Below are 26,331 nucleotides of genomic sequence, written 5' to 3'. Positions count from 1 at the left end.
GGGCGGCCGGGAACGGCCGCCCTTGTAACCGGACGAGGCCTTGATGACCATTGCCGATACACAGCCGCAGATGCAGAGCACCAAGGACATCGGCACCGCCTGGGACCGCATGGTCGCCAAACGGCGCTTCTACACGATCCTCGGCCTGGTCATTCTGATTGCGGCTTTCGTCAGCTCCGTCCGTTTCGCTGACGAGAGCAACGCCGGGCATTTCTTCGACCGCCTGCCGCATCTCTTCGACTTCCTGAGCTGGCTCATCCCCAAGGATTGGCATGATGTCTGGCGGGCACTGTTCGACATTGCGAGCGTCAACGACAAGGGCGGCGAGGAATTCAATTTCGACAAGGGCCGCGTCTACGTCTGGGGCGCCTTCTATATTCCCGAATATTTCGAACTGATGATCGTCACCATCAACGTGGCGCTGATCTCGACGATCATCGGTTTCGTCTTCGCCGTTCCCTTGAGCTTCTTTGCCGCCCGCAACCTGACGAATTCATGGGTGCTGCGCATCTTCTCCAAGCGGCTGATGGAGTTCCTGCGCGCCTTCCCCGAGATCGTCATTGCCGGGTTGTTTTCGGCGATCCTGTCGATCGGACCGGTCGCCGCCATCATTGCCATCAGCCTGCACACGGTCGGGGCGCTCGGCAAACTTTTCTACGAAGTGGCCGAGAATATCGACATGAAGCCCGATGAGGGCATGAAAGCCGTCGGCGCCAACTGGTGGGAGCGCGTGCGCTTCGCCGCCCTGCCGCAGGTGCTGCCGAATTTCACCTCCTATGCGCTCTTACGCCTGGAGATCAACGTGCGCGCCTCGACCATCATCGGCGCCGTCGGTGGCGGCGGCATAGGCGAGGAGCTGAAGCTTTCGATCTCGCGGGGATTCGGCGCCAAGACGATGGCGCTCGTCCTCCTGCTGTTCGTGACGATCGTTGCCGTCGACCAGTTCTCCGCCTGGCTGCGCCGCCGCCTTGTCGGCGAGCACGCCTTCCTCCTGCAACATTGAGGCCGCCATGACGGTGATCGACGCAAACCGCATGCACGAGATAGAGACCCGCTATCCGGAATATTTCCATCGCTCGTTCCGCCAGCGTTTCGGTGGGCTGATGATCCTTATGGCGACGCTGCTCTACGGCCTCTACGCCGTCTGGTTCTTCGACCTGCCCAAGCTCTTTGCCGAAGCGCATTGGGAGCGCGTCGGCATCTATCTCAGCCAATGGGTGAGCTACGACGTCCAGCCGGAACTCCGCATCCAGGACGACGGCTCGATCGAGGTGCGTTATCCACGTTTCTCGCCGCTCGGCGACAATCCGCATCCGGATTGGCTGGTCAACAATCCCGACGGCAGCATCAGCGTTTCGATCAACGGCACCAGCCGCAGCGTCTCCGTCTCGAAGAGCGAGACGATCGTCACCGCCCACGGCGTCAGCGTCCCGGTCGAGCTTTCCAGCGGTGCGCCGAAAGTCGTCGGGCCGGTGCCCGGCTGGATGACGGTTTATGACGACAACGTGCTGGCCGATCTCGGCTTTGCCGGCAATGTCAGCATATCCGTCGACCGGGTGAAGATCCGCAAGCGTTTCATCGGCTGGGCGAATTTCATCTTCGACACGCAATCCTCCTTCTTCGACAAGCCGGTCGGCGAGGTCGTCAGCCTCATCGTCTCCGGCCCGCGCATCAAGCCCGACCAGTCCAACCTGTCGCTCGCCTTCGACGACATTTGGAACAACAGCGAATGGCAGCATGGCGACGTCTGGACCAAGCTTTTCCAGACGATCGTCATGGCATTCCTCGGAACCCTGCTCGGCGCGCTCACCGCCTTTCCGCTCGCCTTCATGGCAGCACGCAACATCACGCCGAACCGGCTGCTGAACCAGATCCTGAAGCGCTTCTTCGATTTCCTGCGCTCGGTCGACATGCTGATCTGGGCGTTGTTCCTGACACGCGCCTTCGGCCCCGGCCCGCTTGCCGGCAGCGGTGCGATCTTCCTCACCGAGACCGGCACGCTCGGCAAGCTCTATTCCGAAGGATTGGAGAATATCGACAACAAGCCGCGGGAAGGCATCAAATCGACCGGCGCTGAGACCGTGCTCGTCCATCGTTACGGCATTATGCCGCAGATCGTTCCCGTCATCGTCAGCCAGACGCTCTACCAGTGGGAATCGAACGTGCGCGGCGCCACCATCATCGGCGCCGTCGGCGCCGGCGGCATCGGCCTCAAACTCTGGGAGGCCATGCGCACCAACGCCAACTGGGAAAACGTCGCCTACATGGTCATCCTGATCCTGATCGTCGTCTTCCTTTTCGACAGCGCCTCGAACGCGCTGCGCCACCGGCTGATGGGCACGAAAACCCACTGATCCACCCATCAAAGGCGGCGGCGGCGCTGTCGCCATCATCATTCTGTCACGGAAATCTTTTAGCCGGAGCCTGCTTGCGGTTCGCCGCCAAATCACTGCACATTGCGCTCCCCCGTTTCGACGATCCCCAGGATAAAAGCCTTGCGCTACGCTCTCTATTTCTCGCCGCCGAAGGATCATCCCCTGACCGGCGCGGCCTCGCTCTGGCTCGGCCGCGATGCTTTCACCGGCGAGACCTATCCGGCACCGGACCATGAGCAACTGGGTGCGGCAGAGCAGTTCGAGCTGACCGCCGACCCGCGCCGCTACGGCTTCCACGCCACGATCAAGGCGCCGTTTTCGCTCGCGGCCTCCGTCACCGAGAAGGATCTCATGGGGGTTGCCGAGGATTTTGTCCAGCGCACGCCAGCCTTCGAGATTCCGGAACTCGTGCTCGGCCAGCTCGGCCGTTTTTTTGCCCTCGTTCCCGGTTCTCTTCATCAACCTCTTCAGGATTTCGCCGCGAAGGTGGTAAGGTCCTTCGAACCGTTCCGTGCCGCGCTTTCCGAGGCCGATATGGCGCGGCGCAACCCGGAGAAACTCAGCGACAGCCAGCGCGCCCATCTGCAGCGCTGGGGTTATCCCTACGTCATGGAGGATTTCGGCTTTCACATGACGCTGACCGGCCAGGTGCCCGAAGCGCGCGCCGCGGTGATGAAAGCGATTCTGACCGAGCGTTTTGCCGATTTCACCGGCCGTCCGCTTCCAATTTCCGGCCTTGCCGTCTTCACCGAGGAGACGCGCGGTGCCCCGTTCAAAGTTCATTCCTGGCTGCCGCTTGCCGGCGCCAAACGCTGAAAGACCTGACGAGATGAGCAAAGAGACCGTGTTTTCCAATGCCCGCATCGTTCTCGAGGATGACATCCTCTCAGGATCGATCCTCATTCGCGACGGTAAGATCGCCGATATCTCCGAGGGCAGCTCGGTAGCCGGCGAAGATTTCGAAGGCGACTACGTCATTCCCGGCCTCGTCGAGCTGCACACCGATCATCTCGAAGGCCATTATCAGCCGCGTCCCGGCATACGCTGGAACAAGACCGCCGCAGTCCAGGCGCACGACGCCCAGATCGTCACCTCGGGCATCACCACGGTGTTCGACTGCCTGCGCATGGGTGCGGATGAGGACGGCGGCTTCGAACATGGCGAGATGCGTGAGATGGCCGATGCCATCCAGTCGGCGGAGAAGGAGGGCAGGCTGCGCGCCGAGCACCTGCTCCACCTGCGCTGCGAGGTCTCGGCCGACAATGTGCTCGAACATTTCGCCGATTTCGAAAACGACCGGCATGTGCGGCTCGTTTCGCTGATGGATCATGCGCCCGGCCAGCGTCAGTTCCAGACGATGGACCAATATATCTTCTACTACCAGAAGAAGCGCGGCCTGAGCGACGAGGCCTTCGCCCGTTTTGTCGCCAAGCGCCAGGCGGAATCGGCGCGCAATTCGACGCCGCACCGCAACGCCATCGCCAAGGTCTGCGCGGAGCGCGGCATCACCGTGGCAAGCCATGACGACGCCACACTCTCCCATGTCGACGAGGCGATCGACAACGGCGTGCGCCTGGCCGAATTTCCGACCAGCTTCGATGCCGCCCGGGCATCGCACGGACATGGCATGAGCGTGCTGATGGGGGCGCCGAACATCGTGCGCGGCAAATCCCACTCCGGCAACATTGCCGCCCGCGATCTTGCCGAAATGGGTGTGCTCGACGTGCTTTCCTCCGACTACGTGCCGCTCAGCCTGCTGCACGCGCCTTTCATCCTCGCCGACGAGGTGGAGAGCATCAGCCTGCCGAAGGCGATCGCCATGGTGACGTCGACGCCCGCCCGCACCGTCAGCCTCGACGATCGCGGCCGGATCGCGACGGGGCTGCGCGCCGATCTCGTTCGCGTCCACCGCGCGCATGGCGTGCCGGTGACACGCTCCGTCTGGCGCCAAGGACGCCGTGTCGCATGATGCCGCACGAACCCCATCCCGGAGCCGGAGCCGAGCGCGGCATCATGGTCGTCGTCGTCGGGCCGAGCGGCGCCGGCAAGGATACCCTGATGAACCTTGCCGCCCGGCATTTCACCGGCCGCACCGACGTTCATTTCACCCGCCGCGTCATCACCCGTCACCGTGACGCCGGCGGCGAGGATCATCTGTCCATCTCCCTCGAAGGCTTCGCCGCCATGGAGCAATCAGGCTCCTTTGCCGTCTGGTGGGAGGCGCACGGCCTGAAATATGGGATTCCCGCCGAGGTTTCGGTGGCGCTGTCCAGAGGCCATGTCGTCGTCGCCAACGGCTCGCGCTCGGCGCTTCACCGTTTCCAGGCCGCCTTCCCGCGGCTGAAGGTCATCAACGTCACCGCCCGCCCGGAAGTGCTCGTCGGCCGGCTGGAGGCGCGCGGACGCGAGACGCATGAGGATATCATGGCCCGGCTCGCCCGCGGACCGCTGACGGTGCGCGGCGAATATGACGTGACGGAACTCGACAATAGCGGCTCGCTCGAAGAGGCCAAGCAGAAGATGATCGCGATCCTCGAGGGATTGCTGGCGGAGACGCACTGACGGGAGAGGCAGGGCATGCGCGCCATCAGAGTGGTCGACTACGATCCTTCCTGGCCGCGGCTCTTTGCCGAAATCAGCGCCGAGGTCTCCATCCTGCTCGGCGACCTCGTGCTTTCCATCGATCATATCGGCAGTACGTCCGTGCCCGGCCTGGCGGCCAAGCCGAAGATCGACCTCGATGCCGTCGCGATATCCGACGACGTCCTGCCGGTGGCGATCGAGGCCGTGCGCGCTGCGGATTTCGTCTTCCACGGCGGTACCGGTGAACAACGATGGGCCTTCACGCGCGATTGTGAAGGTTATGGCTTCAAGCTCTATCTTTGCGGGCCCGATAATCGCGCGCATCGCGAGCGCATTCTGTATCGCGATTATCTCAGGGATCACCCGGAGCGAGCCAAAGCCTATGCCGATCTGAAACGTAGGCTGGCCGCGGAGGCAGACGGCGATTGGGGCCTTTACACCGGCGGAAAGACCAAATTTGTTCGCGAGACGCTGCGATTGGCAAGCTTGAGGCTGTGAAATTGGGCTGCGCCCCTATCTTCAAAGCGTGTCCGGCCCTCTCCTGGAGCGATTCCGTTTTTTCTTCGAATCACGGAATTGCTCTATCTCTTTTGTTTTCACGCAATTCCCGGCAAAAGCGTTTCACGCTTTGCCTGGCAAAATCGCTGCACACTTTTGCTGGATTGCTCTTTCACCCCGGCCGGCTGGTTTCATCAGAGGCGTGACCGCCCATGGTTTCACCGATTGACTGTTGCATCCATGCGCGGAAACGCGCCAATGTCACCTCATTCCAGCGCTCTCGCGATCCGACGAAGTAATAGCCTCCAAGCCGGACATCCGTTCCGAGCAATTCGACGAGCCGCCCGGCACGCAGGTCGTCTGCAGCGATCAAACGCGTGGCAAGGGCTATTCCTTGGCCTGCGACAGCCGCGTCGACCGTCAGATTGGCCGACCATAGCCGTGGACCATTCAAAATTACTTCATGCTCGAAGCCAGCCTTGCGAAACCATTGCCGCCATTGATCGCGGCTTTCCTCGTGGATCAACGGTTGGCGCACCAGATCGTCGAGGGTGCGTATTGGCGCATTCCTGCTGATCCATTCGGGGCTTGTGACCGGAAACATGCGAGGCCTTTCCAGCAGGATCCAACGGACATTCCCTCTTGGCTCCTCCGAGTAGCGGATGTCGACATCGGCCTCATAGCGCGTGAAATCCGGTTCGAGATCGGTCGCGCGCATCACGAAATCGATCCCGGGCAACGCAAGCTGGAGCTGATTGAAGCGCGGTGTCAGCCAACGCGTTGCGAGGCCGGGCACGCACCAGATGCGCAAGACAGTGCGGTTGACTGCTGGGCGCAATTCCGCCGTCGATTTGGCAATGAGGTCGAAAGCCGTTCCCACGGTCTCGGCAAAAACCCTGCCTTCCGCCGTCAGCCTGATGCCGCGCGGTCCGGCATCGACAAGCCGCGTGCCAAGCCAGGCTTCGAGGTTACGGACGTGGCGGGATATGACGGTATGGCTGAGATTGAGATCGTCCGCGGCCCTGCGCATTGAGCCCAGCCGGCTGACCGCCTCGAAGGCGCGCACCATGGATAACGGCGGCAAACGTCCGCGTTTCTGAGCACCTTCCGGTTCATCTGCTAACGATTTCCCTCTGCGCAATCCCGTCCCCCAAAGGAAAACCAAAATCGGAATGCCGTGTACACATCCATATGCCATAGGCTTCGGAACTTGGGTGTAACGAAGAGTGGTGCACGGTGGTGCATATGGTGCACCACTAACCTATCGATTGGCAATTGCCAAATCCGACCTTTTCATAGGCGAGTCGTGTCGAATTTGCCGGCTGGTGCGACGCCTGGCCGGAAACACCGGTTGGGAGTGGTGCATCGACGTGTCCACCGGGGGCAACAAAAAGCGCCTTTCCGCCCCTTGGGACATACGCCAGCATTGTTCGCAGCAAAACCGTCCGCCTGTTGGAGATGACACACGGCAAGCCCGCTGAAGCCGGCCTTGCCTACCCCACGGACGCGGCCGGCGATCGCACCGATCCCGAAGATCGTGGTTGTCAACCAAGCATCGGGCAGATGCTCAACAAACAGGGGAAAGCGAATGAAACTCAAGAACACGTCGACGATTGCAGCTCTGGGATTGCTGTCACTGGCGGTTGCTACGGGGCCGAGCGTGGCCAGGGACCTCACCATAGCTTCCTGGGGCGGCAACTTTCAGGATGCTCAACGAAAGATTTTTTCCAACCCTTCGCCGAGGATACCGGCAAGCCTCTGCTCGATGAGGCCTGGGATGGCGGCATCGGTGTCCTTCAGGCGAAGGTCAAGGCTGGCAATCCTTCCTGGGATGCGGTGGAGGTCGAGGCGGATGAGCTTGCGCTCGGCTGTGCCGACGGTCTTTTTGAAAAGGTGGACTGGAGCAAGCTCGGCGGCAAGGATGCATTCCTCCCTTCCGCCGTAAGCGATTGCGGCGTCGGCTCCATCGTCTGGTCGACTGCGATCGCCTATGACGGCGCAAAGATTGCCAACGGCCCGGAATCCTGGGCAGACTTCTGGGACGTGAAGAAATTCCCCGGCAAGCGCGCCCTGCGCAAGGGGCCGAAATACACGCTCGAATCCGCGCTGATGGCTGATGGCGTGCCGGCCAATAAGGTTTACGAGGTCCTGGCGACGCCGGAAGGCATCGACCGTGCTTTTGCCAAGCTCGACGCATTGAAGCCGAGCCTGGTCTGGTGGACCTCGGGCGCCCAGCCACTGCAACTGCTTGCCTCCGGCGAGGTTGCCATGACCAGCGCCTATAACGGCCGCATCACCGGCATCAACCGCTCGGAAGGCAGGAAGTTCAAGGTTGTCTGGCCGGGCAGCATCTACGCCGTGGACAGTTGGGTCGTCCTGAAGGGCGCTGAAAACAAGGATGCGGCCTTTGACTTTGTTGCCTTCGCTAGCAAGTCGGAAAATCAGGCAAAGCTGCCGCAATATATCGCCTACGGCCTCACGAACACCGAAGCCGGCAAGACCCTGCCGCCCGACCAACTGGCCGACCTGCCGACGACCCCGGCCAACATGCAGGGAGCCGTCAGCCTTGATACGGACTTCTGGATCGACAATTCGGAAGCGCTGACCAAAAGATTTGACGCCTGGCTGGCACAGTAGCGGCGCAATATCGCCCCCACGGATCGCTCCTGCCGAGGATCCATGGGGGCTTCCGCCTATCCTCGTCACTTCGTCTCCTTGAGAACAGACAATCCGAACGGAGGGCCGCCGTGGCTACGCCGCGCATACGCTTTGAAAGAGTCTCCAAATCCTTTGGCACGCTTCAGGTCGTCAAAGACCTGTCGCTCGACATCGAGAGGGGCGAATTCGTCAGCCTTCTCGGACCGTCGGGTTCCGGCAAGACAACCTTGCTGATGATGGCGGCGGGTTTCGAAAACCCCACCGGTGGCAGCATCTTTCTCGACGGCCGCCGTATCGACCATCTGCCACCGTATCGGCGCGAAATGGGCGTCGTCTTCCAGAACTATGCGCTCTTTCCGCATATGTCGGTCGCCGACAACATCGCCTTTCCGCTGAAGATGCGCGGTATCGGACGCAGCGAGATCGAAGGTCGAGTAAAACGGGCGCTCGACATGGTGCAACTGTCTGCAATGAGCAGCCGAAAGCCTGCCCAGCTTTCCGGTGGTCAGCAGCAGCGTGTGGCGCTTGCCCGCGCTCTGGTGTTCGAGCCGGCCGTTGTGCTGATGGACGAGCCGCTGGGGGCGCTTGACAAACAGTTGCGGGAACAGATGCAACTCGACATCCGCGCACTGCACAAGCGGCTGGAGCTGACCGTGGTGTTCGTGACCCACGATCAGGCCGAGGCGCTTACCATGTCCGATCGGATTGCAGTCTTCAATCATGGGAACATCGAGCAGATCGGCTCGCCGCGCGATATTTACGATCGCCCGCAAACGCGCGTCGTCGCCGAATTCATCGGCGAAACCAATCTGATAGAAGGAACGGTGACGGCGACGGGAAAAACCGGGGCCTCGGTCGAGCTCGCCGATGGGCGGCATCTGATCGTATCGGGCAGCGGCTCCCTCTCCGTCGGAAGCCGCGTCCATATTTCGGTCCGTCCTGAGCGGATTTCTCTTGCGGCCCGCGGGACTGGGTCTGCGACGAATGCCTTGCCGACGAAAATACTCGACAGCGTGTATCAGGGCGATCACCTGCGGGTGCAGCTTGACCACGATGCCTTCCGCTTCATAGTCCGGACCGACAGGCGATCGGCGGAGTGGGCAGCGGGCGCCGATGTGGTGGCTCATTTCGCACCGGACGATTGTTGGGTGATTGCGGCATGAGCGCGTTCCGTCAGAGCATCGGCACCTTCGCGCTTGTCCTTCCTCTTACTCTGTTCCTGGGTGTCTTCTTCATCTGGCCACTTCTGACGGTGCTTGAGCAGGCGGTGTCCGATCCGGTCGTCAGCCAAAACCTGCCCCGGACGACGGCCGCGATCTCCACCTGGAACCGTAATTCCGAGCCCTCCGACGAGATGCAGATTGCGCTTGTCGAAGACCTGAAATCGATCGACGACGATCAGAAACTGGGCGAGGTGGTTCGAAGACTCAACAGCGCCCAACCGGGCTTCCGCACGCTGATGCGAAAGACCGTCGCCGCCGTGGAAGGCAGCGCCGAACCGACAAAACTTGGAGAGGTGGACTCGCGATGGAACGATCCCTCGTTCTGGCGGGCCATTGCCGAGGCGACCTATCCTTATACCGATCGCAATCTCCTTGCCGCAGTCGATCTTCAGCATGACGCATCGGGAGCGATCGTGGCGATGCCGGCCGGGGAGTCGGCCAATCAGGCGATTCTTCTCAGAACATTCACTGTGGCCGCTGTCGTGACCGTGGCGACATGCTTCATCGGCCTGCCATATGCGATGCTGATCGCAGCCTCCAGCGGCTGGCGGCGACAGCTCCTCCTTGTCGCGGTGCTCCTGCCGCTATGGACGTCGTTGCTGGTGCGCACCGCGGCTTGGTACATCCTCCTGCAGGACAAGGGACTTATCAATTCCTTCCTCATGTCGCTCGGCCTCTTCAGCGACCCGTTGCCGCTTCTCTTCAACCGAACGGGTGTCATTATCGCCATGACGCATGTTCTGCTGCCCTTCATGGTCCTGCCGATCTACAGTGTCCTCATCGCAATGCCCCGAAATCTCATGCCGGCGGCAGCCTCTCTCGGCGCGCGGCCGATCCGGGCCTTCCTGCAAATCCTGTTGCCTCTGACATTGCGCGGTATCGCTTCCGGCGGACTGCTCGTCTTCATGGCAGCCCTCGGTTACTACATCACACCGGCGCTCATCGGCGGGCCCAAAGACCAGATGATCAGTTCGGTGATTGCCTTCTATGCCACCGGCTCCGCCAATTGGGGGATGGCCGGCGCGCTCGGCATCGTGCTGCTCGCCGCGACCATCGTGTTCTACGGCGTCTACGGCCGGCTCTCAACGAAGACGGCAGGTGCCTGACATGACAGTTCGTTTGCTTAAATTTCTGTATGGTGCGGCAACGGTGATTTTTCTGCTGGCCCCGCTTTTGGCGATCCTTCCGATCGCATTTACCTCCAGCAGTTTCCTGTCCTATCCCATCCCTTCTTTTTCGACCCGCTGGTTTGCGGAACTCGCAAACGCGGACGCCTGGCGGCGGTCCATCGTCAACAGCTTGCTGATCGGCACGGGGACCACACTGCTTTCAACCGTGCTCGGCATGCTGGCCTCACTTGCATTGCGCAGGCGCATTGTCTTCGGCTCTACACTGCGGACAATGTTCCTTCTGCCGATGGTCGTTCCGGCGGTCGTGCTCGGAGTCGGGCTTCAAATTCTGTTTGCCAAGCTCGGATTTCCGAACACCTTTGCGGCCGTCATCATAGCGCATACCGTTGTCGCCGTACCTTTCGTGTTGATCAGCATCACCGCGTCGCTTGACGGCATCGACTATCGAGTCGAACGGGCGGCGACGAGCCTGGGCGCTTCTCCCGCAAAGGTCTTCTGGAAAATAACGCTGCCGCTCGCCATGCCGGGTGTACTGTCGGGCGCGGTGCTTGCTTTTGCCACCTCGCTTGATGAAGTCGTGCTGACCCTGTTTGTCGCCGGCCCAAACCAGTTGACGCTCGCGCGCCAGATGTTCTCGTCCATTCGCGAAAACATCAGCCCGGCCATCGTTGCCGCGGCATTTCTCTTCATCCTCGGAACGATCTTTCTCGGAGGCCTGCTTGCCATCGTGCACAAACGCGCCGCCCGTTCCGCAGTCGCGGGGTGATGTTCGGCCACTGGAATACCGCGCCCTCACGCTGAGCCGCGATGGCGCGGCTCCTGCCGATCAATCCCCGTCGCCCCGCCCAGAAACGATCTCGCGCTTGCCGACGTGGTTGGCCGGGCCGACGAGGCCTTCCTTTTCCATGCGTTCCACCAATGAGGCGGCGCGGTTATAACCGATGCCGAGGCGGCGCTGGATGTAGGAGGTGGAGCATTTCTTGTCGCGCATGACGACCTTGACCGCCTGCTCGTAGAGTTCGTTGCCATCCTCGGAGGCCATGGCGCTCTTGTCGAAAACGGCGCCGGCTTCCTCCTCTTCCGTCTCGTCCTCCTCGTCGGCGGTGACGGTGTCGAGATATTCGGGGCGCCCCTGTGTTTTCAGATGGGCGACGACCTTTTCGACCTCCAAATCCGAAACGAAGGGACCGTGGACGCGGGAAATGCGCCCGCCGCCCTGCATGTGCAGCATATCGCCCTGACCGAGCAGCTGCTCGGCGCCCTGTTCGCCGAGGATGGTGCGGCTGTCGATCTTCGAGGTCACCTGGAAGGAAATGCGGGTCGGGAAGTTTGCCTTGATCGTGCCGGTGATGACATCGACCGACGGGCGCTGTGTGGCCATGATCAGATGGATGCCGGCGGCGCGGGCCATCTGGGCGAGGCGCTGGATCGCGCCTTCGATGTCCTTGCCGGCGACCATCATCAGGTCAGCCATTTCGTCGACGATGACCACGATATAGGGCATCGGCGTCAGGTCCAGCGCCTGGCTTTCCTCGATCGGAGCACCGGTGCCCTTGTCGAAGCCGATCTGGACCATGACGTGGATGGTCTCGCCCTTTTCGCGGGCCTGCGCCACGCGGTCGTTGTAACCGTCGATATTGCGCACGCCGAGGCGCGACATCTTGCGGTAGCGCTCCTCCATTTCGCGCACGGCCCATTTCAGCGCCATCACCGCCTTCTTCGGATCGGTGACGACGGGCGTCAGCAGATGCGGGATGCCGTCATAGACGGAGAGTTCGAGCATCTTCGGGTCGACCATGATCAGGCGGCACTGTTCCGGCGTCATGCGATAGAGCAGCGACAGGATCATCGTGTTGATGGCGACCGACTTGCCCGAGCCGGTGGTGCCGGCAACAAGCAGATGCGGCATCTTGGCGAGCTCGGCAATCACCGGCTCGCCGCCGATCGTCTTGCCGAGGCCGAGCGCCAGCTTGTAACCGCTCTTCTCGAAATCCTGGCTTTCGATCATCTCGCGGAAATAAACGGTTTCACGTGTCACATTCGGCAATTCGATGCCGATGACGTTGCGTCCGGGGACGACGGCGACACGGGCCGAGAGCGCCGACATCGAGCGGGCGATATCGTCGGCCAGTCCGATGACGCGCGACGACTTCACGCCTGGCGCCGGCTCGAATTCATAGAGGGTGACGACGGGGCCGGGACGGACATGGATGATCTCGCCCTTGATGCCGAAATCTTCCAGCACGCTTTCCAAGAGCCCGGCATTCTGCTCCAGCGTCTCCTGCGACATGATCTCGCCGAGGCGTTCCGGCGGTTCCTGCAGCAGGGCGCGCGGCGGGAATTCGTAGCCGGATGCGTCGACCCTTTCGGGCCTCACGGCCAGACGCGGCGACGGTAGAACCGCAGCCACAGGCGGCGTACGCTGCGGCGCGGGCGCTGCCGGAGGGGCTGATGCAATTTGAGGGGCTGGCGTGACCTGGGGTGCGGGTGCACTCTGAGCCTGCACGACCGGCGCCTCGACAATAATGCGCCTCGGCTTTTCCAGGGATGGGGCGGCCGGAGGACGCACGGCGACCTTTGCGGACATCGCAGCGGGCGGCGAGACCGGGCGGGAGGGCACGGGAGCGACAGCCGGCCGGCCGGGGCGCCATTCCATGATCTTGAACAGCGAAGTGATCGATTCGGGCGTGGCCTCAGCCTTCGGGAACGAGATCACGGGGGGCGCGCGAACCGGCTCGGCCTCTTCGAAGGCCATGACTTCCCAGAAGGCGAAATCCGAAATGGAGGAAAGCTCAGCGGTGGCGCGGAAGGCAGGCGCGCGGACCTCATCAGGCAACGGTGCCTGCTGCAGTTCGACCATGTCGGGTGCCGTGGAAATTTCCTCCGGCTCCGGCAGATAGATATCGAACGGCACGTCGACGGCAACCGGCTCTATCCGTATCGCCTGCTGAGCAAGCTGCGAATCATCGCGAACGGGCTCATTCGGCGCGCGCCGTTTGCTGATCAGCGTTTCCGGCGTGCGGGTGAAACGAACATTCGGCGCGAGGGAAAAATTGCTCTGCCAAATGGGCGCTGCCGGCTTTTCTCCTGGATTTTCCTCCGGAAGCTCAGTTTCAATCCCGCTGGAAAAGTCCCCGGCGTCCGTCAAATTGGTTCTGGGAAAACGCATTTGTCCGCTACTCACTCATGCTTGGCAAATTACGACCCTACCGGGATAGAAAAGGAAGGTTAATAAGTTCCTTCCTTCCGTACCGTTCCGACACGGCTCCTGGTGGCAAATTGCTGCACTTTCAATGGCTTGCGCTAAGCGGAAAAATCTTTGCCAATTTTGAAGAGGTGGCTAAGCGCGTCGCGTCGAATCTGATTGATGCGACGTGCTTCGGGTCTTTGTTTGATGCATGTCGTTGTCCCAAAACCGCCGCGCACTTTTGGGCGACATGCATTAGTGCGCCTCGTCCCAATTGGTGGCGGCGCGCGCATCGACCCTCAGCGGCACGCGCATTTCGAGCGCCGGCATGGTGGCGTTTTCCATGACCGAGACGATGACCGGCATCGCCTTTTCGACATCGTCATCCTCGACCTCGAAGATGAGTTCGTCATGCACCTGCAGCAGCATGCGGACGCGATCGCCAAGGCCGACTTCGGCAAGCGCCGGCTCCATCCTGATCATCGCCCGGCGGATGACGTCGGCAGCCGAGCCCTGGATCGGCGCGTTGATCGCCGCACGCTCGTTAAAGGCGCGCACGGACGGATTGGACGAGCGGATTTCCGGATAGTTGATGCGGCGGCCGAAGATCGTCTCGACATAACCCTTGTCGCGCGCCATGGCCTTTCGGCTTTCCATATAGTCGCGGATGCCGGGGAAACGCTCGAAATATTTCTTGATGTAGTCGCCGGCTTCCGAACGCTCGATCGAAAGCTGATTGGCAAGGCCGAAGGCCGAGATGCCGTAGATGATGCCGAAATTGATCGCCTTGGCGCGACGACGGACCTCGCCCGGCATGCCTTCGACCGGCACGCCGAACATTTCCGACGCCGTCATGGCGTGGATGTCGACGCCGTCCTCGAACGCTTTGGTCAGCTGCGGGATTTCAGCCACATGGGCAAGCACGCGCAGCTCGATCTGGCTGTAGTCGGCAGAGATTAGCTTGTGGCCGGGCGTCGAGATGAAGGCGGTGCGGATCTTCCGGCCTTCGGCGGTGCGCACGGGAATGTTCTGCAGGTTCGGCTCAGAGGACGACAAGCGCCCCGTCGTCGTCGATGCCAGCGAATAAGAAGTATGCACCCGCTTGGTCTCAGGGTGGACATAGCCGGGGAGCGCGTCGGTATAGGTCGACTTCAGCTTGGTGAGCTGACGCCAGTCGACGATCTTGCGCGGCAGCTCGAAACCGGCGGCAGCCAGATCCTCGAGCACCTGGGCGGAGGTGGACCATTGGCCGGTTTTCGTCTTGCTGCCGCCGGCAAGGCCCATCTTACCGAACAGGATGTCGCCCAGCTGCTTCGGCGAGCCGATATTGAAACGCTCGCCGGCCAGCACGTAGATATCGTCCTCGAGGCGCGCGGCCCCCTGGGCCAGCTCGCCGGACAGGCGCGACAGGATCTGCCGGTCGACGGTGATGCCGCGCGCTTCCATGCGCGCCAGCACCGGCAATAGCGGCCGCTCCAGCCGTTCATAGACGCTGGTCAGTCCTGCCGCCGCCAACCGGGGCTTCAGCACCAGCCAGAGGCGCAGCGTCACGTCGGCATCTTCGGCGGCATAATGGGTGGCGCGGTCGATGGCGACCAGATCGAAGGTGACGTTCGCCTTGCCGCTGCCGGCCACGTCCTTGTAGGGGATCGGAGTATGGCCGAGGAATTTTTCCGAGAGCGGATCCATGCCATGCGCGCCGGTGCCGGCGTCGAGCACGTAGGAGATCAGCATCGTATCATCGAAACTCCGGGTCTCGATGCCGTAGCGCTTCATCAGCAGGTAATCGTATTTCAGGTTCTGGGCGACCTTGAGAACCGATTCGTCCTCCAGCAATGCCTTCAGCCGCGGCAGGGCATCGCGCATGGGGATCTGGTTTTCGGCAAGGCCGCCGCCGAGCAGATCGCCGACGCCGTTCTTGTGGACGAGCGGCACATAGGCGGCGCGGATCTTCGTGCCGGTGGGATCGGCCGTATTGTCGGCGATCGCCATCGAGAAGCCGACGAGCTCGGCCTGCATCGCATCGAGCGAGGTCGTCTCGGTATCGAAAGCAACGAGGCCGGTCGCGCGCGCATCGGCGATCCACCGGTCGAGCGTCGCCAGGTCGCGGATCGTTACATAGGCCGTATGATCGAAGGGCAGCGTCGCAAAGGCCTCAGCCCGCGCCTTGGCAAGATCGGCGGGCGAAAAGGCGCCTTCGACGGCAGCCTTCGCCTTGGCGCGCGGCGGCACCGGCACGGATTCGCCCGAGACTTCGGGGATGCCGCCGGCAACGGGTTCGGGTTCCGCCGCACTGAGATCGGGGCCGTGGGCCGCCTCGCCCCATTCGATGTGGACGATCGCCGGTTCGATGGCGCTGGCATCGCAATCGCAGGCCTCGGCGACCCGGCGCGTCAGGGTGGTGAATTCCATCGTCTTGAGGAAGCCGATCAGCTTCGGGCCATTCTGCGGCTCGAGCACCAGCGCGTCGAGATCGAGATCGAGCGGCACGTCGGTGCGCAACCGCACGAGGTCGCGCGAGAGCTTGGCCATGTCGATATTGGCGAGGATCGCCTCGCGGCGCTTGACCTGCTTGATCTCGGTGGCGCGCTCGAGCAGCGTGTCGAGATCGCCGTATTCCTCGAGGAGCTGGGCGGCGGTTTTCGGGCCGATGCCGGGAATGCCGGGGACATTGTCGACCGAATCACCGGTCATCGCCTGCAGGTCGATCATCTTTTCGGGCGGCACGCCCCATTTTTCGATGACATCGGGAATGCCGATCTGCTTGTCCTTCATGCTGTCATACATATGGACATTGGGGCTGACGAGCTGCATCAGATCCTTGTCGGAGGAGACGATGGTGACATCGGCGCCTGCTGCCTCGGCCTGGCGGGCGTAGGTGGCGATGATGTCGTCGGCCTCAAAACCTTCGGTCTCGATGCAGGGCAGATTGAAGGCGCGGGTCGCCTCTCTTATGAGGCCGAATTGCGGGATGAGCTCTTCCGGCGGGGCGGAGCGGTTCGCCTTGTAGGCGTCGTAGAGATCCTTGCGAAACGTCTTGGCAGAATAATCGAAGATGACGGCAAGATGTGTCGGCGTCACGCCGACATCGGTATTGCGTGCATCCCTCAAGAGCTTCCACAGCATGTTGCAGAAACCGGACACGGCGCCGATCGGCAAGCCGTCCGTCTTGCGGGTCAGCGGTGGCAATGCATGAAACGCCCGGAAGATGAATCCGGAACCATCGATTAGGAAGAGGTGATCGCCTTTTTTCATGCGTGCATGGATAGCGCGGGCATTGGACGAGGTCCATATAAAGTTCGGCGCGCAAAAAGGATTCAGCGTGCGCAGCGCTGTCTATTCCTGCTCACCAAACTGTTACCGATTTGTAACGATCGCTCTCCCTTGAAAAACCACATTCGCAGCCACAAATCCATGTCACCGGCGCTTGATCGCGCCGCGGGTCTGATTACCGGCTTGTCCCCCGCCGCGTCAGGCTTGGACAAAGGCCTTATCCCCCTCTCCGGGCCTTTGTCCCCACTTTAAAGTCGCCATGGCCAACCTCCAGGCCATGGCGACTTTTGTTTTTTCCAGCCACTCGAAATTATCGTCGCGGCTTGCATCTTATGAAGCATCGCCTGCGATTTGCTGCATTGTCTCCAGCATGGTTTTGAGCCTAACTTGCAATCATGGGATTTAACCGCATGGATTCGGGAGCCTACCTTGCCAGCCAACTGGCGAAGGGTTTTGCCCGCTCGCTGCACCAGCGCGCGGTCGGTCTGGGTTTTTCTCCGGGCCAATTCCCCATTCTGCTGGAACTCTGGGCCGAAGACGGGCTGACCCAGAAACAGCTTCTCGAGCGGGTCGATATCGAGCAGGCGACCATGGCCAATACGCTTTCGCGCATGGTCCGCGACGGGTTGATCGAACGCCGTCCACATCCCTCCGACAGGCGGGCGCAACTGCTCTTCCTGACGCCGAAGGCCCGCGCCATGGAGGCCGAGGCGATCGAGATCGCGCGGGAGGCCGACCTTGCGCTGTTTAAAGGTTTTCGGGTCTTCGAGCGCGAGCTGACGCTCGAATATATCCGGCGGCTTCTGGAAAACGCCAAGGCGCTGTGAAGAAGCTCATTCGCCGGCACTGTGTGCGTGTCGCAACGAGAACACGCCGGTTTCAATCTGCGCGGTCAGGACGTTTTCGTGGGCGGCAAGCTTGACGCTCGGTTCGATATCCGGCTTGCCAAGCAAAAGGCCCTGTACTTGCGCGCAGCCTTCCTCGACGACGATCCGGCGCTGCACTTCGGTTTCCACGCCCTCCGTCACCACCGGCATGCCGAGGCTGTGGCCAAGACCAATGATGGCGCGCACGATCGAGCGCGCCGCCGCATCATGTTCCAGCAGGCCGGTGAAACTGCGGTCGACCTTGATCTTGTCGAAAGGGAATGAACGCAGGTTGGAAAGCGAGGAAAAACCGGTGCCGAAATCATCCATGACGATGTGCACGCCGAGCTTGTGCAGCCGCAGCAACATCGTCATCACCCGGTCGCGATCGCGCATGAGGGCCGCCTCGGTGATCTCGAGCTCCAGCCGGCTGGGTGCAAGCCCGGTTTCGGCGAGGATCGCCTCGATCCGCTCACAGAGGTTCGGCAGCATGAATTGCACCGGCGAGAGATTGACGGCGATCATCAACGGCAGCGGCCAGCGCACGGCCTCCCTGCAGGCCTGCTGCAACACCCATTCACCGAGTTGGACGATCGAGCCGCTTTCCTCGGCGATCGGGATGAAGATATCGGGCTCGGTCAAGCCGTGACCTGGCCGGTTCCAGCGCATCAGGGCCTCATAGCCGCCGATCTCGCCGCTCAGCGCATCGAGGATCGGCTGATAACTGACATGGATCTGGTTGCGGATGATCGCATGGCGCAGTTCGCTTTCGATCTGGCGGCGGTTCCGTGCCGCCTTATCCATTTCCGCGTCGAAGAAACAGACCTTGCCGCGACCGTCATGCTTGGCGCGGTAAAGTGCAATATCGGCATTGTTGCAGAGTTCTTCAGCAGCAGCGCCGTCCGCCGGATAGAGTGCGATGCCGACGCTGACACCAACGGCTGTGGGGTCACGCGCCGTGTCCATCTCGGCGGCGAATTCGTCGAGTATCGCCGCCGCAAGCTTTTGCGCCGCTGCCGGCTGCTGTCCGGCGGGCTGAAGGATGGCGAATTCATCGCCGCCGAGGCGGGCGATCGTATCGCTCTCATCGGCCACGCGGCGCAGGATCGAGGCGACCTTGCCGAGAATGCGGTCGCCTTCGGCATGACCGAAGATATCGTTGACGGCTTTGAAGCGATCGAGGTCGAGATAGAAGAGGGCAACCTCGCTGTTCTTTCGTTCGGCCATCTGCAACGCCTGCCGGATGCGGGTATCGAACAATGACCTGTTCGGCAGATCGGTGAGCACGTCGTGGTGGGCGAGATGCTCGATCATCTCCTCGGCCTGCCTGCGCTCGGTGAGATCGCGCACCGCCAGCACCTCGCAATTGTGTCCGCGATAAACAATCCTGCTCGCGGTCACTTCGACGGCAATCTCCCTGCCGTTCCTGGTGTTGAGCAGCGTTTCGCCTGGCTTGTTCTGCCCAGTCCCCTGAATAGCGGTCAAAACAGCCGAGGGCGCCTTGCCGGCAAGATCGGCAAGCTTCCAGCCGGAAAGCCCCTGAAAGCGTTCATTGGCATCGATGATCCGGCCTTCCCGCAGGATCAGCAGTCCTTCCTGCGAGGCATTCGCGAGCCCCCTCAGATCCGTCAGGTGGCTTTCGATAAAGACCACCGCGAGCGCAATCAGAATGAGCGTCGTCGCCGCCGCCACGACGATCGCGGCGAGCAGGCTGGCGTCGAGCACCGTTGCCGGAACCTCTTTGCCGGGATCCGGTACGAGGGTGATGCTGGCCATCGAGATGAAATGGAGAGCGCAGATCGCGAGGACGAAAGTGATGGACGAGGCGAGGAGCCGCCTCGGCCCCTTCAATTCGAAAAAAGCGTGGAAGGCGGCGCTCGACAACAGCGCTCCTGCGAGAACCGCAGTCAGCGTCATGAAGGGATCATAAACGATTACCGCCGGCGTTTCGATCGCCTGCATGCCGGTCAGGTGCATGGAGGCGATGCCGAGCGCCATCAGAACGCCGCCGCGCACGCGAGAAAGCCTGCCGCGGCTTTCCGAAGCGACGAGGATCGCCGCCCACGAACCGGCAACCGACAAGAGGAAGGAAAGCGCCGTCAGGCCCAGCTGGTAGCCGATCGGCATGCCGCCGTCATAAGCCAGCATCGCAATGAAGTGCGTTGCCCATACGCCGGTGCCGAAAGCAAATGCCGAGGCGCCAATCCAGAGTTTGCGCCGCCCGGCATCGCATTCCTGGGCGCGGGAAAGCGGCAGCATCGCCGCCATCGCGCCGACCAGACAGACCGCTGCCGCCGCAATCACCAGCCGCCAATCGTGATTGTCCCGAATACATGCGATGACCGAAAACATCTGCCCCTCCCACAGCTGAATTCGATCAGGTTATTTAGGTTATGCTAAATAACCGTAAATTGAATTAGTATTCTCTTCTATATTATTCAGTAAATCTTCCTGATATTGATCCATGCCCCGCCGGTCTTTCGCGCCGCCGATTTTTTGTTTTTCCGCCTCGCCTGCCTTTCTGGTTTGGTCTATCGTCCGGCCGAATTTCAAAAGGAGTCGAAAATGACCGATATCAATCAGGTGCTTGCGCGCGCGGACCAGAACCTTCCATCGAGCCTCGACAAGCTATTCGAACTTCTGCGCATCCAGTCGATTTCCACTGATCCCGCCTATAAGGCCGAATGCCGAAAGGCGGCGGAATGGCTCGTCGCTTATCTTGAAGGGCTCGGCTTTACGGCCTCGGTGCGCGACACGCCTGGCCATCCGATGGTGGTCGCCCACCATGCCGGCGCTGCTTCCGATGCACCGCATGTTCTCTTTTACGGCCATTACGACGTCCAGCCGGTCGATCCGATCGAGCTCTGGGAAAACGATCCGTTCCAGCCGTCGATCAAGGATCTCGGCGAGGGTCGCAAGATTTTGACCGGCCGCGGCACCTCGGACGACAAAGGCCAGTTGATGACCTTCGTCGAGGCCTGCCGCGCCTATAAGGAGATCAACGGCGCGCTTCCCTGCCGCATCACCATTCTCTTCGAGGGCGAGGAAGAATCCGGCTCGCCATCCCTGAAGCCCTTCCTCGAAGCCAATGCCGCCGAGCTCAAGGCCGATTATGCGCTCGTCTGCGATACCGGCATGTGGGACCGCGACACGCCGGCAATCGCCGCCGCATTGCGTGGCCTCGTCGGCGAGGAAGTGGTCGTGACGGCCGCCGACCGCGACCTGCATTCCGGTCTGTTCGGAGGCGCTGCGGCCAATCCGATCCATATTCTCGTCGAGGCTCTTGCCGGCCTGCATGACGAGACGGGCCGCATCACGCTCGACGGCTTCTATGACGGCGTCGAGGAAACGCCCGACAATATCAAGGCGTCCTGGGAGACGCTCGGCAGGACCGCGGAGAGCTTCCTCGGCGAAGTCGGCCTTTCCATTCCGTCCGGCGAAAAGGGCCGTTCGGTGCTGGAACTCACCTGGGCGCGGCCGACCGCCGAAATCAACGGCATCTGGGGCGGATATACCGGCGAAGGCTTCAAGACGGTGATCGCCGCCAAGGCTTCGGCCAAGGTTTCGTTCCGGCTCGTCGGCACGCAGGATCCAGACGCCATCCGCAGGGCTTTCCGCAGCTATATCAGCACGAAGATTCCCGCCGACTGCTCGGTCGAGTTCCATCCGCATGGGGGCTCGCCGGCGATCCACCTTTCCTATGATTCGCCGGTTCTGACCAAGGCGAAGAACGCGCTGTCCGACGAATGGCCGAAACCCGCCATCGTCATCGGCATGGGCGGGTCGATCCCGATCGTGGGGGACTTCCAGAAGATGCTCGGCATGGAATCGCTGCTGGTCGGCTTCGGCCTCAGTGACGACCGCATCCATTCGCCGAACGAGAAATACGAGCTTGTCTCCTACCACAAGGGCATCCGCTCCTGGGTACGGATCCTGCAGGCGCTCGCCGCCTGAGAGGGAAAGGCGCGCCTTCAGGATGCGCCATGCGAAAATCGCGACAACAAAAAGGCCGGTTCGAACCGGCCTTTCGTCGTCCGCTCATCTCAGTGCCAGTTCATCCGTGGTCAAGGAGAAAGCGGTATTGCAATGAGACTGCCCGCGAAAGGTTAACGGGGCGTTAACGGCACCAACTCCAGTCGGAAACGTTGGTTGCAGCTTCAGGCGCCGCGGATTTGCCGTTCAAGCTACGTTCATCGCGGGCGACATATAAGTCATTGAAAGATAAGATAAATGATAGCGCCCTAACAGCTGCGGGCGATCGCTCTATCTTTTGTTTCAAGGGCACATACCGCGGAAACACGGCCAATTGCTGCCTGAAAAACGTGCCAACGAGGACTGAGAAGCGTGAAAAATCTCTTTGTTAAAATCGCAGCGGCCGGCCTGTTCATGCTGGCGCCCGCCATAGCGCAGGCTGCCGAGGGCTACTCGACGGCGAACGTCAACATGCGTGCGGGTCCGAGCACCCGATATCCTGCCGTCGCAGTCATACCGGCCGGTTCCTCGGTCGAGATCCGCGGATGCCTTTCCGACGTCAACTGGTGCGACGTCGAGTTCTACGGCGGCCGCGGCTGGGTCTCCGGCCAGTACGTGCAGGCCCTCTACCAGCAACGCCGCATCTATGTCGGTCCGCAATATTACCGTCCGCTCGGCATTCCGGTTATCCGCTTCAGCGTCGATAATTATTGGGACCGCTATTACCGCAACCGCGATTTCTATCGCGAGCGTGACCGCTGGAGCCGCGGCCCGGACTATTATTACCGCGACCGCGACAACCGGGTTCGGGATCGGGATCGCGATAACGTAGATCGCGACCGGGATAACCTAAATCGCGAGCGGGATAACCGGGATCGCGACCGGAACTGGCGCGAGCGGGATCGCGACCGGAACTGGCGTGATGGTGACCGGGATCGGCGCGGCGTCAATCAAAGGGACGATCGGCAACGAGACGATCGGCAAAGGTACGACCGGCAAGGAGCCGACCGGAGAGGCGATGATCGCAGACCGGGCCGCAGGGATTTTGATTGCCGCCCCGGCGATCCCTCCTGCGACCAATGAAACAGAAGGGGCGGCAGCGCCGTCCTCTCTCGAGATTTGCCAGCCAAGGCAACCATCCAAGAAAAAGCCCGGCGCTCCCATGAGGGATGCACCGGGCCTGATGTCGATCGGCGCGTGTTGAGGGGAGACGGCCGATCATGCGCGGGACGTGAGGGGTTGTCCCGCTTCTCCTTAAACAATCGCCGAGCCTATTGGTTCCACCGACCAGACGGAAGATGTTCAACGCAACGCCGAAAGCAGCGTGTGCATTTCCGCGTCACGGCCACGAGCCATCCTCAGCCGGCTTTCCTCCATCCCCGGATTTCTCCAAGGCCGGCTTCATTCAATTTTGTCGAATCGACCGTTACCGCCTGCGCAGATATGACGCCTGTGTGCGTCTGCCCGCCTCGCCGGCGAGCGCAAATCGGCGCGCGCTATGTCAGATTTGCGACAGTCATGAAAATTGGCATGGATGCGCGCAAGAGGCCGACGACAATTTGATGTGAGGGTATCGTGATGCTCTTGTGTTGCGGGGTTGTTTATTGCAATTTCGTGGCGTTGCGGATTGATCGTAATCCGTTCGAGGCTGGACCCTGATGACACAAGACTACCTGGCTTTCCTGGGGCTTTTCGCCCCCCGGGCAGCCGCCACAGATGTTACCGTTTGGCATAAACACAACCCACTCCTGCCTGTCCGCCTTACCGATGGGGCAAAGCTCAATCCTTCCGGCCAGATCTGGCGCCGCTTTCATCTGGGCGAGTGGGAATATAAGCAGGACCCGGAAACGCTCGACGATTACGAGGCCCGGCAATTTTGAAGGCCAATGCATGTCGCAGAGAAATCTGTGGCGGTTTGGGACTTACGGCGCACCGTATCAATGCGGTTTGACGCGACGCGCTTTACCTGCGCGATCTGCTTTGATTTCCATTATTAACACCCCGTTAAATCGCCGCATTTACAGTTCAGTCGGATGATCACGGCGCCCGCAAGTGCACCGTTGTGCGAAGCTGGCTTCGCGATCGAACATGGGGTACGACCGGTCGGCGATGGCAGGCAGAGGCAGATCAGGCGACAGAATAGAACCGTCCTTCAGCGGCCGCCCGGCACGCGACGATGACGAATTTACGCTCGATGCCGACGATCGCATCGCCGGCAGCCGATCCCAGCGCCGCGGCGGTTCAAAACCGCCGCCGCAGCGTGCCGCCCCCCGGCGGCGGCGCGAGCCGCGGGAGCGTGACGGCGGCGGCCTTTTCGGTTTCATGCGCCGCGTGATCTACTGGTGCGTCGTGCTTTTCATCTGGGCCGGCATCGGCGTTGCCGGGCTGGTGGTTTATTATGGCTCGCGCATGCCGAGCGCCAGCACATGGGCGATCCCGGAACGGCCGCCGAACGTCAAGATCACCGCCGTCGACGGCAGCGTCATCGCCAATCGCGGCGCCACCGGCGGCGAGGCGCTGTCGCTCGAAAACATGTCGCCCTATATTCCGGAAGCCGTCATCGCCATCGAGGATCGGCGTTTCTATTCGCATTTCGGCGTCGATCCGCTCGGCCTCGGCCGGGCTGTAGTGACCAACTTCACGGCCGGCCACATGGTGCAGGGTGGCTCGACACTGACACAACAGCTTGCCAAGAACCTCTTCCTCTCCCCTGAGAGGACGCTGGAACGCAAGGTGCAGGAGGTGCTGCTCTCGCTCTGGCTGGAGCAGAAATACACCAAGGACCAGATCCTTGCGATGTATCTCAACCGGGTGTTCTTCGGATCGAACGCCTATGGCGTGGAGGCGGCCTCGCGCCGCTATTTCAACAAATCGGCGCGTGACGTGAACCTCGGCGAGGCCGCGGTGCTGGCCGGCCTGCTCAAGGCGCCGTCGCGGCTTTCGCCGGCCCGCGATGCGGAAGCGGCGAATGCACGCGCACAGCTTGTGCTCGCGGCAATGCGCGAACAGGGCTTCATCACCGATTCCGAAGTCAAGACCGCGATGTCGCAGACCCCGGCTTCGGCCAAGAGTTACTGGTCGGGCGCCGGGCACTATGTCGCCGACATGGTGATGGACGAGCTGCCGGGCCTGATAGGCGACGTCAAGGAAGACGTCATCGTCGATACGACGATCGACAAATCGCTGGAAAAGAAGGCCGAGCAATCGCTGGTCGACGTGCTCGACAAGGAGGGCGGCAAGCTCGACGCCTCGCAGGCGGCCCTCGTCTCGATCGACGGCACCGGCGCGATCCGGGCGCTGGTCGGCGGCAGGGACTATGCGACGAGCCAGTTCAACCGCGCCGTCAAAGCGAAGCGCCAGCCGGGTTCCTCGTTCAAGCCCTTCGTCTATGCCGCCGCACTCGAGAAAGGGCTGACGCCCTACTCGGTGTTCAACGACGCGCCGATCCGGATCGGCGACTGGACACCGGAAAATTACGAGAAGAAATACAATGGCGAAGTGACGCTGGCGACCGCGCTTGCCAAGTCGCTGAACACGGTGGCCGCCCAGCTGGTGATGTATGACGGGCCGGATCAGGTGATCAAGCTTGCCCACCGGCTCGGCATCGAAAGCGAACTGCAGCCGAACGCCTCGATCGCGCTCGGCACGTCCGAAGTGTCGCTGATGGAACTCACTGCCTCCTATGCCGCCTTCATGAACGGCGGCTACAAGGCGACGCCGCACGTCATCCGCCGGGTGACGACCGCCGAGGGCAAGGTTCTGTACGAAAATACCTATGACAGCCCGCCGCGCGTGCTCTCCGAGCAGATCGTCGCCGAGATGGATGCAATGATGATGGGCGTCATAGACAACGGCACCGGCAAGAGCGCCAAGATCCCCGGCTGGCAGGCCGCCGGAAAGACCGGCACGACGCAGAATTCGCGCGACGCGCTCTTCGTCGGCTTCACCAGCAACCTCACCACCGGCGTCTGGTTCGGCAATGACGACGGCAAGCCGATGAAGAAGGTGACCGGCGGCGGCTTGCCCGCAAAGGCCTGGAAGGAATTCATGATCGCCGCCCACAAAGGTCTTTCGCCGGCGCCGCTCTTCGGCAACGGCCAGTTGACTGCCGATCCGAACAGTGGTCAGCCGATGGCACAGACGGCCCCCGGTGATGGACAAGGGGGTAGTGCACAGTCGGGCGGCGGGCAACCGATGACAGCGGAGGCGCCGCCGTCGACGATCGGCGGCATCATTTCCGGCGTCTTCGGCGGCAACGACAATGCAAACCGCTATCCGCAAGCGCCTGCCCGGCAGCCGGCGGCGCCCTCCGGCAACGGCCCGGTTCCGCCTGCGGACATCGCCGAAGGCGGCGGTTCCGGCTATGAGGGCATGGTGCCGCCGGGCGATGTCGGCGGGCCGCAGACGACCTCTTCCGTGCAACCGCGGCGCACGACGCTGCTCGATCTGATCATGGGCCAGTGAGATCCTTTGCTGCATGCCCGGCGCAAGGCCGATGCTCTAGATATCGACCGCTTTGCGGACATGAGGCAAGCTCTTTCCCGGCGACTGTCAAAATTGAATGCA

The 26,331-nt window shown here is 61.7% G+C and carries 18 protein-coding genes and 2 pseudogenes; 15 read left to right on the top strand and 5 right to left on the bottom strand.

The annotated features are described in order from the left end of the window. The first annotated feature begins 43 nt into the window (after positions 1–43). From phnE (FHT79_RS15150) to FHT79_RS15125, 6 genes are all read left to right on the top strand, one after another. Positions 44–1,003, top strand: coding sequence for a phosphonate ABC transporter, permease protein PhnE (phnE, locus tag FHT79_RS15150; protein ID WP_028758160.1), 960 nt, complete (start codon positions 44–46; stop codon positions 1,001–1,003). A gap of 7 nt (positions 1,004–1,010) precedes the next feature. Beyond that, complete coding sequence (phnE, locus tag FHT79_RS15145; RefSeq protein WP_028758159.1) at positions 1,011–2,354, top strand: phosphonate ABC transporter, permease protein PhnE; 1,344 nt, start codon at positions 1,011–1,013, stop codon at positions 2,352–2,354. Positions 2,355–2,495: 141 nt separating this feature from the next. Next, the gene (locus tag FHT79_RS15140; RefSeq protein ID WP_028758158.1) at positions 2,496–3,191 is read left to right on the top strand and encodes a DUF1045 domain-containing protein; all 696 of its coding nucleotides are present in this window, start codon (positions 2,496–2,498) and stop codon (positions 3,189–3,191) included. 13 nt (positions 3,192–3,204) lie between these two features. Beyond that, complete coding sequence (locus tag FHT79_RS15135; protein ID WP_028758157.1) at positions 3,205–4,344, top strand: alpha-D-ribose 1-methylphosphonate 5-triphosphate diphosphatase; 1,140 nt, start codon at positions 3,205–3,207, stop codon at positions 4,342–4,344. Continuing rightward, the gene (gene phnN, locus FHT79_RS15130) at positions 4,344–4,937 is read left to right on the top strand and encodes a phosphonate metabolism protein/1,5-bisphosphokinase (PRPP-forming) PhnN (RefSeq protein ID WP_174824512.1); all 594 of its coding nucleotides are present in this window, start codon (positions 4,344–4,346) and stop codon (positions 4,935–4,937) included. Before FHT79_RS15135 ends, phnN begins: the two co-directional genes overlap by 1 nt. 15 nt (positions 4,938–4,952) lie before the next feature. Then, positions 4,953–5,456 (top strand): GrpB family protein, encoded by a 504-nt coding sequence (locus FHT79_RS15125; protein ID WP_028758155.1) that lies wholly within the window; start codon positions 4,953–4,955, stop codon positions 5,454–5,456. 172 nt (positions 5,457–5,628) lie between these two features. Here the strand turns inward: FHT79_RS15125 and FHT79_RS15120 are convergent, their stop codons facing one another. Both FHT79_RS15120 and FHT79_RS32500 read right to left on the bottom strand, forming a co-directional pair. Next, complete coding sequence (locus FHT79_RS15120; protein WP_348649674.1) at positions 5,629–6,336, bottom strand: LysR substrate-binding domain-containing protein; 708 nt, start codon at positions 6,334–6,336, stop codon at positions 5,629–5,631. A 27-nt stretch (positions 6,337–6,363) separates the two neighbouring features. After that, a pseudogene (locus FHT79_RS32500) lies at positions 6,364–6,525 on the bottom strand (LysR family transcriptional regulator); the annotation flags it as partial. A 519-nt stretch (positions 6,526–7,044) separates the two neighbouring features. Here FHT79_RS32500 and FHT79_RS15115 point away from each other — a divergent pair. From FHT79_RS15115 to FHT79_RS15100, 4 genes and pseudogenes are all read left to right on the top strand, one after another. Further along, positions 7,045–8,093 (top strand): annotated as a pseudogene (locus FHT79_RS15115) (ABC transporter substrate-binding protein). A gap of 110 nt (positions 8,094–8,203) precedes the next feature. Then, positions 8,204–9,277 carry an ABC transporter ATP-binding protein gene (locus FHT79_RS15110; protein WP_028758152.1) on the top strand — a complete coding sequence of 358 codons (1,074 nt, stop codon included), beginning with the start codon at positions 8,204–8,206 and terminating at the stop codon, positions 9,275–9,277. Then, complete coding sequence (locus FHT79_RS15105) at positions 9,274–10,443, top strand: ABC transporter permease (protein ID WP_028758151.1); 1,170 nt, start codon at positions 9,274–9,276, stop codon at positions 10,441–10,443. The genes FHT79_RS15110 and FHT79_RS15105 overlap by 4 nt, the downstream gene beginning before the upstream one ends. A 1-nt stretch (position 10,444) precedes the next feature. Next, positions 10,445–11,233: an ABC transporter permease gene (locus FHT79_RS15100; protein ID WP_028758150.1), complete on the top strand. Its 789-nt coding sequence runs from the start codon at positions 10,445–10,447 to the stop codon at positions 11,231–11,233. A 60-nt stretch (positions 11,234–11,293) separates the two neighbouring features. Here FHT79_RS15100 and FHT79_RS15095 read toward each other — a convergent pair whose 3' ends face one another. Both FHT79_RS15095 and polA read right to left on the bottom strand, forming a co-directional pair. Next, positions 11,294–13,636, bottom strand: coding sequence for a DNA translocase FtsK (locus tag FHT79_RS15095; RefSeq protein ID WP_183903606.1), 2,343 nt, complete (start codon positions 13,634–13,636; stop codon positions 11,294–11,296). 273 nt (positions 13,637–13,909) lie between these two features. Beyond that, complete coding sequence (gene polA / locus FHT79_RS15090; protein ID WP_183903604.1) at positions 13,910–16,909, bottom strand: DNA polymerase I; 3,000 nt, start codon at positions 16,907–16,909, stop codon at positions 13,910–13,912. A gap of 428 nt (positions 16,910–17,337) precedes the next feature. Between polA and FHT79_RS15085 the strand changes: the two genes are divergently transcribed. Continuing rightward, complete coding sequence (locus tag FHT79_RS15085) at positions 17,338–17,754, top strand: MarR family transcriptional regulator (RefSeq protein WP_028755688.1); 417 nt, start codon at positions 17,338–17,340, stop codon at positions 17,752–17,754. A gap of 6 nt (positions 17,755–17,760) precedes the next feature. On the opposite strand, the gene FHT79_RS15080 is transcribed toward FHT79_RS15085, so the two are convergent. After that, positions 17,761–20,145 carry an EAL domain-containing protein gene (locus FHT79_RS15080; protein WP_132573915.1) on the bottom strand — a complete coding sequence of 795 codons (2,385 nt, stop codon included), beginning with the start codon at positions 20,143–20,145 and terminating at the stop codon, positions 17,761–17,763. Between the two features lie 213 nt (positions 20,146–20,358). Here FHT79_RS15080 and FHT79_RS15075 point away from each other — a divergent pair, with 213 nt between their 5' ends. The 4 genes from FHT79_RS15075 to FHT79_RS15060 all read left to right on the top strand — a co-directional run bounded on the left by FHT79_RS15075 (position 20,359) and on the right by FHT79_RS15060 (position 26,229). Then, positions 20,359–21,747 carry a M20/M25/M40 family metallo-hydrolase gene (locus FHT79_RS15075; RefSeq protein ID WP_132573917.1) on the top strand — a complete coding sequence of 463 codons (1,389 nt, stop codon included), beginning with the start codon at positions 20,359–20,361 and terminating at the stop codon, positions 21,745–21,747. Between the two features lie 390 nt (positions 21,748–22,137). Then, complete coding sequence (locus FHT79_RS15070) at positions 22,138–22,848, top strand: SH3 domain-containing protein (protein ID WP_132573919.1); 711 nt, start codon at positions 22,138–22,140, stop codon at positions 22,846–22,848. A gap of 575 nt (positions 22,849–23,423) precedes the next feature. Next, positions 23,424–23,645 carry a hypothetical protein gene (locus FHT79_RS15065; RefSeq protein WP_028755684.1) on the top strand — a complete coding sequence of 74 codons (222 nt, stop codon included), beginning with the start codon at positions 23,424–23,426 and terminating at the stop codon, positions 23,643–23,645. Between the two features lie 229 nt (positions 23,646–23,874). Continuing rightward, complete coding sequence (locus FHT79_RS15060) at positions 23,875–26,229, top strand: transglycosylase domain-containing protein (protein ID WP_132573921.1); 2,355 nt, start codon at positions 23,875–23,877, stop codon at positions 26,227–26,229. Positions 26,230–26,331: the final 102 nt, after the last annotated feature.

It is taken from the genome of Rhizobium sp. BK212, assembly GCF_014197475.1.
GTDB classification, from domain to species: Bacteria; Pseudomonadota; Alphaproteobacteria; order Rhizobiales; family Rhizobiaceae; genus Rhizobium; species Rhizobium anhuiense.
Note: the sequence above shows the minus strand (reverse complement) of the source record. Positions and strands in the feature narration are given on the sequence as shown.

What these genes read in the sequence shown, in the direction of transcription:
- phnE (WP_028758160.1), top strand. Translation starts at nt 44, where the DNA reads ATGACCATTGCCGATACACAGCCGCAGATGCAGAGCACCAAGGACATC.
- phnE (WP_028758159.1), top strand. Translation starts at nt 1,011, where the DNA reads ATGACGGTGATCGACGCAAACCGCATGCACGAGATAGAGACCCGCTAT.
- FHT79_RS15135 (WP_028758157.1), top strand. Translation starts at nt 3,205, where the DNA reads ATGAGCAAAGAGACCGTGTTTTCCAATGCCCGCATCGTTCTCGAGGAT.
- phnN (WP_174824512.1), top strand. Translation starts at nt 4,344, where the DNA reads ATGCCGCACGAACCCCATCCCGGAGCCGGAGCCGAGCGCGGCATCATG.
- FHT79_RS15125 (WP_028758155.1), top strand. Translation starts at nt 4,953, where the DNA reads ATGCGCGCCATCAGAGTGGTCGACTACGATCCTTCCTGGCCGCGGCTC.
- FHT79_RS15105 (WP_028758151.1), top strand. Translation starts at nt 9,274, where the DNA reads ATGAGCGCGTTCCGTCAGAGCATCGGCACCTTCGCGCTTGTCCTTCCT.
- FHT79_RS15100 (WP_028758150.1), top strand. Translation starts at nt 10,445, where the DNA reads ATGACAGTTCGTTTGCTTAAATTTCTGTATGGTGCGGCAACGGTGATT.
- FHT79_RS15095 (WP_183903606.1), bottom strand. Translation starts at nt 13,636, where the DNA reads ATGCGTTTTCCCAGAACCAATTTGACGGACGCCGGGGACTTTTCCAGC.
- polA (WP_183903604.1), bottom strand. Translation starts at nt 16,909, where the DNA reads ATGAAAAAAGGCGATCACCTCTTCCTAATCGATGGTTCCGGATTCATC.
- FHT79_RS15085 (WP_028755688.1), top strand. Translation starts at nt 17,338, where the DNA reads ATGGATTCGGGAGCCTACCTTGCCAGCCAACTGGCGAAGGGTTTTGCC.
- FHT79_RS15080 (WP_132573915.1), bottom strand. Translation starts at nt 20,145, where the DNA reads ATGTTTTCGGTCATCGCATGTATTCGGGACAATCACGATTGGCGGCTG.
- FHT79_RS15075 (WP_132573917.1), top strand. Translation starts at nt 20,359, where the DNA reads ATGACCGATATCAATCAGGTGCTTGCGCGCGCGGACCAGAACCTTCCA.
- FHT79_RS15065 (WP_028755684.1), top strand. Translation starts at nt 23,424, where the DNA reads ATGACACAAGACTACCTGGCTTTCCTGGGGCTTTTCGCCCCCCGGGCA.
- FHT79_RS15060 (WP_132573921.1), top strand. Translation starts at nt 23,875, where the DNA reads ATGGCAGGCAGAGGCAGATCAGGCGACAGAATAGAACCGTCCTTCAGC.